Consider the following 11,161-nt stretch of genomic DNA (forward strand, 5'->3'; position numbering starts at 1 on the left):
GGACGCGCCCGTCTGAACTGAAATCTACCCGAACTATCGATAAGTGTGCCAGATTGTGCTTTACTGCATCCAATCCTAATTGAATCTGATGCAAGATCTGCAGAAGGCGTCTCATCTCACATGGCCTCACCTACTCCGTTCCTGGCACGTCCCGACCTCTTGGGCTCTTTCGGGATGTGCGCATCGACGCACTGGATTGCTTCGGCCGTGGCGCAGTCCGTGTTGGAACGTGGCGGGAACGCTTTCGATGCCGCGGCGGCCGCAGGCTTCGTCCTGCATGTCGTCGAGCCGCATCTCAACGGCCCCGGCGGTGATCTCGTCGCTCTCTTCGCACCGATCGGCAAGCCGCCACGCACTCTGGTCGGCCAGGCCGCCGCGCCGCGACGGGCCTCCATCGATCACTTCCACGATCAGGGACTCACGATGGTCCCGGGAGCCGGCGCTCTGGCGGCGACTGCTCCCGGCGCCGTAGATGCGTGGCTCCTCCTCCTGCGAGATCACGGCACGTGGGAACTGGCGGATGTTCTCGCGTTCGCGATCTTCTATGCGCGCGAGGGGCACCAGATCCTTGCGAAGGCTGCGTCGACGATCGCCACTGTCGCGGGGATGTTCCGGGATCATTGGACGACCTCGGCGGAACTGTGGCTGAGTGGAGGGCGAGCGCCAGAACCGGGCGAGGTGATCTACAACCCCGCCTATGCAGAGACACTGACCCGACTGTGCCACGAGTCCGTCGGAGCAAGCCGTGTCGACAGAATCGACGCCGCGCGCCGAGCCTGGAGTCACGGCTTCGTCGCCGACGCGATCGATGACTTCATCACTCACACTCCTCACCGTCACTCCACGGGGACCGACCACCATGGGGTTCTCCGCAAGGACGACCTGGAGGCTTTCCGTGCAACGTACGAAACACCGGTACGGGGAGCGTTCCGGGGCACGGAGATCGTCAAGGCCGGCGCCTGGAGCCAAGGTCCGGTCCTGTTGCAGACGATGGCGATCCTGGACGGGTACTCGAACGAGGAACTCGATCTCGATACCAGCGACGGCGTGCACCGCGTGCTCGAAGCGCTGAAACTCGCCTTCGCCGACCGGGACGCCTACTACGGCGAGGACCTCGACGACACGGTCCTCCAGACGTTGATCTCGCCCAGCTACGGATCCGCACGACGAAGACTCATCGGCGATTCGGCATCTCTCCGGATGCGCCCGGGAGCGCCCACCGCGGAGTCGGCGCCGTTCCTGCCGCCATTGCGTGAGGCGGAGGGCGACGACTCCCACCCGACCACCGGGGAGCCCACGGTCAGCGTGTCCGGCGTCACCAACGGCGATACCTGCCACATCGACATCATCGACCGATGGGGCAACGCGATCTCCGCGACGCCGTCCGGCGGATGGCTACAGTCCTCTCCGACCATTCCCACCCTCGGGTTCGCACTGGGGACCAGACTGCAGATGACCTGGCTCGATCCCGGAAGCCCCTCGGCTCTCGTGCCGGGAAACAGGCCGAGGACCACCCTGACGCCGACGCTTCTCGTCCGTGACGGAGCCGTGGTGAGCGCGTTGGGGACGCCCGGTGGAGATCAGCAGGACCAATGGCAGGCCGTCTACCTCGTACGCCTCCTCGCAGGAGGCAGGACACCCCAGGAGGCCATCGAAGCTCCAGCGTTCAACTCCACCAGCTTTCCCCAGAGCTTCTGGCCGCGGCAATGGGTGCCCGGCGGCGCCACCGTCGAAGACCGGCTGGGCGCAGGCGTGATCGATGACCTCCGCCGGCGCGGGCACGTGATCGCCTGCTCCGGGGACTGGTCGCTCGGACGACTGTCAGCCGTCTCGCGAGACCCGTCGACCGGAATGCTGTCCGCGGCGGCCAACCCCCGCGGAGCACAGGGGTATGCCGTCGGGCGATGAGGCCCGAAGTAAACAGTATGTTTCAAATTCACCCTCTGTGATTGGATGCAATTAGTCTTTTTCTTGCATCCACATTTACTGCACCTAACCGAAAGGTCAGCACATGCACTTGACCACACGACGGCGGCTCGCCTGCCTGGCCGCTCTCACGATCGCCGCTCCGCTACTGCTCGCCGGGTGTGCTCAGGCAGCGGGCGAAGCAGCGGACGACGAAGTCACCCTGCTCGTACCCGTGATGGCGAACTCCTGGGATACCCGCCAGACGTCATCGACTCTCCTCTCCATGCAGCTCCTCGTGACGGAGCCGCTCGAGGTGTACAAGGCCGACGGAACGTTCGAGCCTGCTCTGGCCACCGAGGTCGAGCAGCCCGATCCGAGCACCTACATCTACACGATCCGTCCCGACGTCTCCTTCTCCGACGGCACCGAGCTGACCCCCGCCGACGTCAAGTTCTCGTTCGAGTTGCACATGGCAGAGGACACCACGTCGTACATGGCCCGCTACTGGACCGGCGTCACCGACGTTTCGGTGGTGGGCGACGACCAGGTGCAGGTGACCCTCGCCGCACCGGATCCGGAGTTCCCGTTCACCGTCTCCAAAACCGGCATCGTCAGTCAGGCGGTCTACGAGGAGAGCGGTGACCAGGTGGGTACCCCCGACGTCCCGAACATCGGCACCGGCCCCTTCACCTTCGACAAGTTCACCGCGATGAGCTCCGTCACGATGGTCGCCAATCCGGACTACTGGGGTACGGCGCCGACGGTGGAGAAACTCACGTTCGAGCAGGCGAAGGACGACTCCAGCCGCCTCCTTGCGCTGCAGTCGGGCCAGGTGGACGGCATCCTCGGTGCCCCGCTGCCGCAGCTGTCCGCCTTCGAGGCATTGGACGGCTTCACCGGCGTCACCGCACCCGACCTCGGCGTCTACAAGGTGAACTTCGACACCACCAAGGCGCCCTTCGACGACATTCACGTGCGTACCGCCATCGCACACGCGATCGATCGGGATGCCCTCATCCAGGGAGCCTTCGGTGGAAAAGCAACCTTGGCGAACAGCTTCGTGACGGACGGTGCGCTCTCGGCGCTCGGCGAACCGGGCCCTGCCGAGGAAGCTCTCTCCGGCTTCGCTGAGGACTTCGAGTTCGACGTGGACGTCGCGAAGGCTGAGATGGAGAAGTCGAGCGCACCGGACGGCTTCACCATCGAGATTCCCGTTCAGTCGAGCGATCCCAGCCAGGCGCTCGTGGCGCAGATCATCGCGCAGCAGCTTGCGGCGATCAACATCACCGCGACGGTGGCATCCTTCGATGACAACACCTATGCCACGGCGGTCAACCGCGAGCACAGCACAGACGGGCTCATCGTCGACGCCTGGAGCGCGGGTTCGCCGGAGCCCGCGAACATCCCGCGGGCAATGCTGACGCCGGGAAGCATCGGCAACGTCGCGCAGTTCGAGGATGCCGCAGTCTCCGCATCGCTCTCCGAGTACTACGCGATGGCGGTCGACGATCCCAACCGCCAGCAGGTGTTCATCGACATGCTCACCCAGACACACTCGACGATGACGTTCATCCCCATCGCGTTCCCGGACGCCTACGCCTTCTCTGGGAACGGGGTGACCATCGACGGCTTCGAGTCCTTCTGGTGGCTGACCCGCCTCACCGACGGACTCGGAAAGCAATGAGCACACTCGTCGTTGCTCCGCGGGCACGCGCCCGCGGAGCCGTCCCCCGGGCGCTGGTGCTCCTGCTGAGTAGACTGCTCGGTGCGCTGCTGGTGCTCCTGATCGTCACCATCATCATCTTCGGCTTCGTCCACGCCTCTCCGGGAAGCCCCGAACAGGCGATCGGCGGGCGCGAGGCCAGTCCGGAGCAGCTTGCAGCGATCCGTGCGGCCTACCACCTCGACGACCCGCTGCCCCTGCAGTACTTCACCTACCTGCGCTCGGTCGTGTCCCTGGATCTCGGCCAGTCCTACTCGCTGCGCGAACCCGTCGTGACCGTCATCACCCGGGCCGCGCTGAACGTGACGATCCCGCTGCTGCTCATCAGCTGGGTACTCGCGACCGTGGTCGGGGCGATCCTCGGGTACCAGTCGGCTCGAAGCCGCGGCGGAGTCCTCGACCGCATCATCGTCGGGTTCACCGTGCTCGGTGCCTCGTCGCCGGCGTTCGTCACCGGGATGCTCCTGACCTACGTGTTCGGCATCCAACTGCACTGGCTCCCCGTTCTCGGCGGCGGGGACGGCGGACTGGACACCATCGTCCACCTGATCCTCCCCGCCCTCACGATCACCATCGTGCTCCTGGCCTCCACCACGAAATTCACGCGAGTGCGAATGGCGCAGATCCTCGAAGAGGACCAGCTCACGTTCGCCCGCGCTCGGGGGCTGTCCCGGAGCTACCTCATCCGACAGGTCTTCATCAAGAACTCCGCCGTGCACCTCATCACCTTCTCGGGGGCGCTCCTGGTGACCCTCATCAGCGGTCTGGTGCTCGTGGAGCAGCTGTTCGGTCTCTCCGGAATCGGATCCCTCCTGATCACCGCCATCAACAATCGAGACATCCCGCTGGTGCAGGGGGTCACACTGCTGATCGCCATCGCCGTCGTGCTGGTGAACCTCGTGGTCGATGTGCTCAACTACGCGGTCGATCCCCGTATTCGACAAGGAATATCGGTGCCCTCATGACGACTCTCGCGACCGGCGCGGTGCGCGGCCTGCGCATCGCCACACGACTGCCTTTCGTGGTCGCCCTCGCAGGAATCGTCCTGCTCGGTGTGATGGTCATGGTGCTCGCCCCGCAGCTGGGGCCCTACGACCCGGCTCTCATCTCACCCGCGGAGTCCCTGCAAGGACCCAATCCCACGCACCTGCTCGGCACGGACCAACTGGGCCGCGACGTCTTCTCCCGCGTGATAGCGGGAGCTCGCACCGCGTTCCTCGCGCCCTTGGCGCTGGCTGCCGGCTCGGTCACCCTGAGCGTGGTGCTGGCGATCCTGGCGGGCTTCGTCGGCGGCCGCGTCGATGATCTCATCAGCCGGATCATCGACGTGCTCTACTCCATCCCCTCCCTGATCGTCGCGATCGTCGTCGTCGGCGTGACCGGAGGCGGATTCGTCATGGCGTTGGTCATCCTGCTCATCTTCGGGATCCCCACCAACGTCCGAGTCCTCCGAGCGGCGGTGCTCGAGCGGGTGCGGCTGCCTTACATGGAGGCGGCGCGCACGGTGGGGCTGTCGAAGATCCGGATCGTCTTCACTCAGCTCATCCCCGCCCTGACGCCGTTGATCGTGACCTCGCTCTTCATCCAGTTCACCTACGGGGTCGTGGAGGTGTCGTCCCTGTCGTTCCTCGGCCTCGGCGTACCCGTGGGCTCGCCCGACTGGGGTCGGATGCTCTTCGAGAACAGATCCGCACTGTCGTCGAACGTCTGGGCGACAGCGGCGCCCGGCATCTGCATCGTGGCGCTCGCCGTCTCGGCGAACATCGTCGGCGACTGGACATTCAACCGCTTCGAGAAAGCGAGCCGACAGCGATGACCGCAATTACCGACCCGACAGGCGCAAGCGGATACGAGGACACGAGGGCGCTGATCGTCGACGATCTCAACGTCACCATGAAGCGCAGCGGCACCGCGGTGCAGATCACCGATTCAGTGAGCTTCAACGTCAACCCCGGTGAGGCCGTCGCGATCGTCGGAGAGTCGGGCAGCGGCAAGTCGATCACCGCGAAGGCCATCCTCGACCTGCTGCCGCACGGGCTCACCGTCACAGGCGCGGTGACCGTCACCGGAAACCGCGTTGATCGGATGAGCACCGCCAGCAAGCAGCGCATGCGGGGATCCGACATCGCGCTGGTGATGCAGGACCCCTTCACCATGCTCAATCCCATGGTGCGGTGCGGGGAGCAGGTGACCGCCGGACTGACCAATGCCGCCGGAAGACCACTGCGCGGCGCCGTCCGGCAGGCGGAGGCCGTGCGCCGCCTCGCCGAGGTGGGCATCTCCGACCCGGCCGTCGCCAAGCGCTACCCCTTCGAGCTGAGCGGGGGGATGCTGCAGAGAGTGGGAATCGCAGCGGCCATCGCCAAGAATCCCAAGGTGCTCATCGCGGACGAACCCACCACCGCGCTCGACGTCACCACGCAGAAGGAGATCCTCGAGCTGCTCAAACGCTTGCGCGACTCTCATAGACTCGGCCTCATCCTCATCACGCACGATCTGCGCGTCGCCTTCTCCGTGTGCGATCGCGTCTACGTGATGTACGCCGGCGAAGTCGTCGAAACCGCTGCCGCCCCGGTCATCCTCGCCAGCCCCTCCCACCCGTACACCGCCAATCTCCTCCTGGCGGACCCGCCTTTGGACCGGCGCGTCGCCACGCTGGCGAACATCCCCGGTTCCGTACCCGCGCCCGGGAATCGACCGGTCGGGTGTCATTTCGCCGAGCGCTGCGAATGGGTGACGGAAGCGTGCCGCGCCGCACCGATCGACCTGCTTCCCGTGGACGGGTCGGATCATCGCAGCAGATGCATCCGAACCGCTGAGATCGCCGGAGAGATCGCCGCGCTCGACACGCGCCGTGCGGAGACGGTCACGGCGGTCGAACCGCCTCCACAGACTGAGGAGCCCGTCATCTTCACTCGCGACGCCCGACGTGAGTTCGGGCCGAAGGTCGCCGTCGTGGGCGCTACCATCGAGATCCACCGCGGCGAGAGCGTCGGCCTGGTGGGGGAATCGGGGTCGGGCAAGACGACGACCGCGCGGATGCTCGTCGGTCTCACCACGCCCACCTCCGGCCTGGTGTCCGTCGGCGGGATCGATCTCGGCGCGAAGATGGGTAAAGAGGCATGGGGTGACGTCCGCTCGACCGTGCAGATGGTGTTCCAGGATCCCTTCTCCACCCTCAACCCGCATCGCAAGATCGGCTCCACGCTGCGGGACTCGCTCCGGATGGTCGACCCCCGCAATCTGGGCGCGCGAGCGGGCGAACTGCTGGAGCTGGTCGGACTTCCGCCGACCTACGTGAACCGCCTGCCGACACAGCTGTCGGGCGGCGAACGCCAGCGAGTCGCCATCGCCCGTGCCCTGGCGCGGAAGCCCGACGTGGTCGTCTGCGATGAAGTCGTGTCGGCGCTCGACGTCTCCGTGCAGGCTCACATACTCAACCTGCTGCGCCGCCTTCAGTCGGAGCTCGGCCTGGGATACGTCTTCATCACCCACGATCTCGCCGTCGTCCGACAGATCACAGACAGGGTCTACGTGCTCAAGGACGGCGAGGTCGTCGAGAGCGGCCCCACCGGCCGCGTCCTCGACCAACCCGAGCATCCCTACACACGGCGCCTACTCCAGTCGGTGCCCACTCTCAAGGAAAGCAGCATGAAGTGACCGTTCAAGAACACAGCCACACGGCAGAGGTCGGCGCACTGACCGTCGCCTACCTCGAGTCGGGGGCTGGAAGCCCACTCATCCTGATTCACGGGGCAGAAAGCGACCGATTCCAATTCACCGGCCTTCGAGAACACCTCGGAGCGGACATCCGGGCCATCTCGTACGATCAGCGCGACACCGGTGACACGTTCGGCCCGGACGGCCCGTACTCCCTCGCCGACCTCGCGGAAGACGTCGTCGGCCTCATCCATGCACTGGGACTGGAGAAGGCGACCCTGCTCGGCACCTCGTTCGGCGGGATGATCGCCCAGCACGTCGCTCTCAACCACCCCGAGGCGGTGGACGGCCTCATCCTGGTCGCCACGACTCCGAGTGCGGCCCTTCTCGCCGAATCGACCGCGCCTCTCGTGCGGCTGAGCGAGGATGAGCGCCGTCTCGCGATGGTCGACGCGCTGCTCTCGCCCGCCGGCCGGGATCGGGACCCCGAGCTGGCCGCGCGCGGGCGGCGCGTGCTCGCCCGCCGCACCGCTGAGCAGTCGGCGCGGCGATTCGCGGTCATGCCCGAGCACGAGACCGTCGAGCGTCTCGGAGAGGTGACCGCGCGAGTGCTGCTCATCCACGGCAGCGACGACCCGATCACGCCCCTCTCCGGAGCCGAGCTCATGAGAGGCGCCCTGCGCGATGCGCACCTGGAAGTGATCGAGGGAGGTCGCCATGGGATCGGGACGGAGTTCCCGGATGTCGTGGCCGGCCACGTCCGCAGCTTCATCTTCTCGACCACGTCCGCAGCAACCACCCCCGATACAGAACCGAACGGAACAGCATGAACACGAAAGCACCGCGTAGGGCCCTCATCTCCGGGGCGAGCGTTGCGGGACCCGTCACCGCGTTTTGGCTCACCCAGGCAGGATGGGACGTCACGATCGTCGAGCGTGCCCGGCACATCCGAAATGGCGGTTACCCCATCGACATCCGCGGAACAGCCGCCGAGGTCGCCAAGCGGATGGGGGTGCACGAGGATCTCCATCGTCGCCGAGTGAAACGTCGGACCAGCTCGATCGTCAACAGGGAGGGCCGGCCGTTCGTGACGATGGATGTCGGAGACGTCATCAGCAACGTGAACACCCACGACATCGAGTTGCCCCGCGGCGAACTGACCAGCGTTCTCTTCGGACTGACGGAGCATTCTGTCGACTACCGGTTCAACACCTCGATCGTCCAACTGCACCAGGGGTCGGACTCCGTATCCGTCGTCCTCTCCGACGGCACGGAGGAGACGTACGACGTCGTCATCGCGGCAGACGGCATCCATTCGAACACGCGTCGACTCGTCTTCGGCGACGAGAAGCAGTTCATCAAGCACCTCGGCCCCTGCGTGGCCATCTACCGGCTGCCCGCGGATGTCTCGCCCGAGCTCACGAACTTCATGTGGAACCAACCCGGCCGGATGATCTCCGTCGCAGCCGAGCCCGACGGGGGCAACCAGGCATTCATCGCCTTCGTCACCGACGATCCAGGCTCCGTCGACGTGTCAGACATCGAGTCGGTCGCGACGGCGGTCGGTCAGGCGTATGCCCAGGACGGCTGGGTCGTCCCCCGCGTGGTCGGAGCGGTCAGAACCACCGACGACCTGTACTTCGACACCGTGAGCCAGATCCGGATGGACACCTGGCACAGCGGGAGGGTGGTGCTCGTGGGTGACTCGGCGTTCGCGCCGGCGTTCCTGTCAGGACAGGGGACGAGCATCGCGATCATCGGCGCCTACGTGCTGGCGAGCGAGCTGGCGGCGCACGATGATCCGGCCGAGGCCTTCACCGTCTACGAGAACCGCCTCCGCGAGTTCATCCGGAAGAACCAGGCGCTCGCCATGCGCAGCGGCTCGGTCGTGCTGCCCCGCACCGCCAAGCTGCTCAGGAAACGCAACCGCCTGTTCCGCCTCCTGCCGTGGATGAAGAGGCTGGGCCTGCTCAGATTCCTCGGCGGTCAGGTGCGCGAAGCATCCAACGACCTGTCGATCGAAGGGTACGGGCTGCGTCGAACCGCCGACGCCCACGCCTGACGACGGACGACCCCAGCCGAAACGATTCTCTAATAACAAGGAGCTTCTGACGATGAACGACGCCAAGGACAACGTCTATCCGGCAGTGGCCGGCGACGAGCTGGTCTTCGAGAACGATCGCGTACGAGTGTGGGCCATGAATCTGCCGGCCAAAGGCATGTTCGACTACCACCAGCACTTCCACGACCACCTCATCATCTGGCCTGACGCGGGCCGCGCAGAGGCGCAGGATCTCGGGGATGAGGACTGGAGCGTGAAGCAGAGCGCCGAGCGCGGATACGTCGCCTTCAAGACGGTCGGCAGGGATGCGCCCCTCACCCCGCACCGTATTCGCAATCTCGAGGACCACCCGGTGACTCACTACATCGTGGAGTTCATCAGCGAGGTCTCCCCGAGCGCTACCGCTCTGCCCGCGCAGAACAATGGTCGGGGAACATCCTCCCGACCGGGCGCCGTGGTTCTCGTCCCGGGAGAGAAGAATGACGACCCCGAGTGATGCTTCCTCATAGGGCGGCGCAGTTGCCCGACCTCCTCGGCGGCGACGGGGTCTCACTGCTCGGAATGGTGCCGACCCCTTTCACAGAGGACGGACGCCTCGTCGACGACCGGTCCTTGGATCGCATCGCGAAGGCCCTGGTGCGAAGGGGATGTTCCGGGCTCATCGCCCTGGGTGTCGTGGCCGAACCGGCGTCCCTGTCCGTGGCGGAGCAGATCCACATCGTGGAGGTCCTGCTTGAGGCGGCGTCCCCCTCGACGCCGATCGTCGCGACGCTGATGTCCGTCGGCCCCGACGGCGGCGACGCGGCGACCGCGCAGCTCCTGCGGGAAGTCGGCCCGCAGCTCAGCGGGGTCATGGTTCCGGTCACGACCTCCGATGCGGACGGGTTTCGCGAGCTGCTGATCAACGTTCACGAACGGGCAGGACTTCCGATCATCGTCCAGGACTTCCCGGCATCCACGGGAATCACCATCACGGCGAGCGTGCTCGCTGCGGCCGTCGAAGGACTGGACTTCGTCGCGAGCATCCGGTGTCAGGCCCCTCCGACCTTCTACAAGATGCAGCAGTTGCGTCGGTTGACGCCTGTCCCTCTGATGTCCGGTTTCGGCGGGGTCGGTCTGATCGACGAACTCCTGTCCGGGGCGACCGCGGTCGCCTGCGGCATCACGAGGCCGGAGGTGATCGCCGCTGCCCTCAGCGCTTGGAATCAAGGCGACGTCGCAGGTGCGCGCAGGCTCACTGCCGACGTGAGCCCACTCATCAATTTCGAAACGCAGGCCTCGACGAGTATCGGCATCCGAAAAGAGCATTGGCGTGCCCAAGGCGTCATCGCCAGTGCCGCAGTGCGTTCCCCGGCGATCGCCTACCAGGAGTCCTTCCGTCCGCTCAGCGCCCTGCACGGGTTCGCATCCTCCTAGCGGCCGATCCGGCGCTCCCACCCTTTCGACGAACAGAGGGTCACTCATCCTCGAGATCCAGGAACGAGGTCCGTTGGCGAGCGCGCAGAGCCAGCTTGCCGAAGCGATCGACCGCTTGGGGTACGGCACCGACGTACACGCGGTACTCTGCCGGCCTCGGAGGGAGCTGACGGTCAGCATCCCACTGCGACGCGATGACGGTTCCGTCTGCGTCTTGACCGGGTATCGCGTCCAGCACAACTACTCGCTGGGCCCCGCGAAAGGGGGTGTGCGATTCAGCTCATCCGTGAATCTCGACGAGATCCGTGCGCTCGCGATGTGGATGACCTGGAAGTGCGCGCTCATCGACGTCCCCTTCGGCGGTGCGACTCGGCCTAGCCTTCCGGCCGCGC

9 protein-coding genes and 1 pseudogene are annotated in these 11,161 nt (G+C 65.8%); all 10 read left to right on the forward strand.

Annotated features, from left to right (window positions below):
* Positions 1-120 precede the first annotated feature (120 nt).
* Positions 121-1,908, forward strand: a complete 1,788-nt coding sequence (locus tag ACYVGQ_RS07365; protein WP_460783957.1) for a gamma-glutamyltransferase family protein — start codon at positions 121-123, stop codon at positions 1,906-1,908.
* 103 nt (positions 1,909-2,011) lie between these two features.
* Positions 2,012-3,592 (forward strand): ABC transporter substrate-binding protein, encoded by a 1,581-nt coding sequence (locus ACYVGQ_RS07370; protein ID WP_460783958.1) that lies wholly within the window; start codon positions 2,012-2,014, stop codon positions 3,590-3,592.
* Entirely contained in the window at positions 3,589-4,596 is a 1,008-nt protein-coding gene (locus ACYVGQ_RS07375) for an ABC transporter permease (protein WP_460783959.1), read from the forward strand. The genes ACYVGQ_RS07370 and ACYVGQ_RS07375 overlap by 4 nt, the downstream gene beginning before the upstream one ends.
* Positions 4,593-5,447, forward strand: coding sequence for an ABC transporter permease (locus ACYVGQ_RS07380; protein ID WP_460783960.1), 855 nt, complete (start codon positions 4,593-4,595; stop codon positions 5,445-5,447). The genes ACYVGQ_RS07375 and ACYVGQ_RS07380 overlap by 4 nt, the downstream gene beginning before the upstream one ends.
* Positions 5,444-7,291, forward strand: a complete 1,848-nt coding sequence (locus ACYVGQ_RS07385; protein WP_460783961.1) for a dipeptide ABC transporter ATP-binding protein — start codon at positions 5,444-5,446, stop codon at positions 7,289-7,291. Before ACYVGQ_RS07380 ends, ACYVGQ_RS07385 begins: the two co-directional genes overlap by 4 nt.
* On the forward strand, positions 7,288-8,121 hold the full coding sequence (locus tag ACYVGQ_RS07390) for an alpha/beta fold hydrolase (RefSeq protein WP_460783962.1): 834 nt from the start codon (positions 7,288-7,290) through the stop codon (positions 8,119-8,121). Before ACYVGQ_RS07385 ends, ACYVGQ_RS07390 begins: the two co-directional genes overlap by 4 nt.
* Positions 8,118-9,353: an FAD-dependent monooxygenase gene (locus ACYVGQ_RS07395; RefSeq protein WP_460783963.1), complete on the forward strand. Its 1,236-nt coding sequence runs from the start codon at positions 8,118-8,120 to the stop codon at positions 9,351-9,353. Before ACYVGQ_RS07390 ends, ACYVGQ_RS07395 begins: the two co-directional genes overlap by 4 nt.
* Positions 9,354-9,405: 52 nt before the next feature.
* A complete protein-coding gene (locus tag ACYVGQ_RS07400) occupies positions 9,406-9,849 on the forward strand; it encodes a hypothetical protein (protein WP_460783964.1) in 444 nt (147 codons plus the stop codon).
* A 23-nt stretch (positions 9,850-9,872) separates the two neighbouring features.
* Positions 9,873-10,769 (forward strand): dihydrodipicolinate synthase family protein, encoded by an 897-nt coding sequence (locus tag ACYVGQ_RS07405; RefSeq protein ID WP_460783965.1) that lies wholly within the window; start codon positions 9,873-9,875, stop codon positions 10,767-10,769.
* 46 nt (positions 10,770-10,815) lie between these two features.
* Positions 10,816-11,136, forward strand: a pseudogene (locus ACYVGQ_RS07410) (Glu/Leu/Phe/Val dehydrogenase dimerization domain-containing protein); the annotation flags it as partial.
* Positions 11,137-11,161 lie beyond the last annotated feature (25 nt).

The organism is Microbacterium tumbae (assembly GCF_054780175.1).

What these genes read in the sequence shown, in the direction of transcription:
- ACYVGQ_RS07365 (WP_460783957.1), top strand. Translation starts at nt 121, where the DNA reads ATGGCCTCACCTACTCCGTTCCTGGCACGTCCCGACCTCTTGGGCTCT.
- ACYVGQ_RS07380 (WP_460783960.1), top strand. Translation starts at nt 4,593, where the DNA reads ATGACGACTCTCGCGACCGGCGCGGTGCGCGGCCTGCGCATCGCCACA.
- ACYVGQ_RS07375 (WP_460783959.1), top strand. Translation starts at nt 3,589, where the DNA reads ATGAGCACACTCGTCGTTGCTCCGCGGGCACGCGCCCGCGGAGCCGTC.
- ACYVGQ_RS07395 (WP_460783963.1), top strand. Translation starts at nt 8,118, where the DNA reads ATGAACACGAAAGCACCGCGTAGGGCCCTCATCTCCGGGGCGAGCGTT.
- ACYVGQ_RS07400 (WP_460783964.1), top strand. Translation starts at nt 9,406, where the DNA reads ATGAACGACGCCAAGGACAACGTCTATCCGGCAGTGGCCGGCGACGAG.
- ACYVGQ_RS07370 (WP_460783958.1), top strand. Translation starts at nt 2,012, where the DNA reads ATGCACTTGACCACACGACGGCGGCTCGCCTGCCTGGCCGCTCTCACG.
- ACYVGQ_RS07385 (WP_460783961.1), top strand. Translation starts at nt 5,444, where the DNA reads ATGACCGCAATTACCGACCCGACAGGCGCAAGCGGATACGAGGACACG.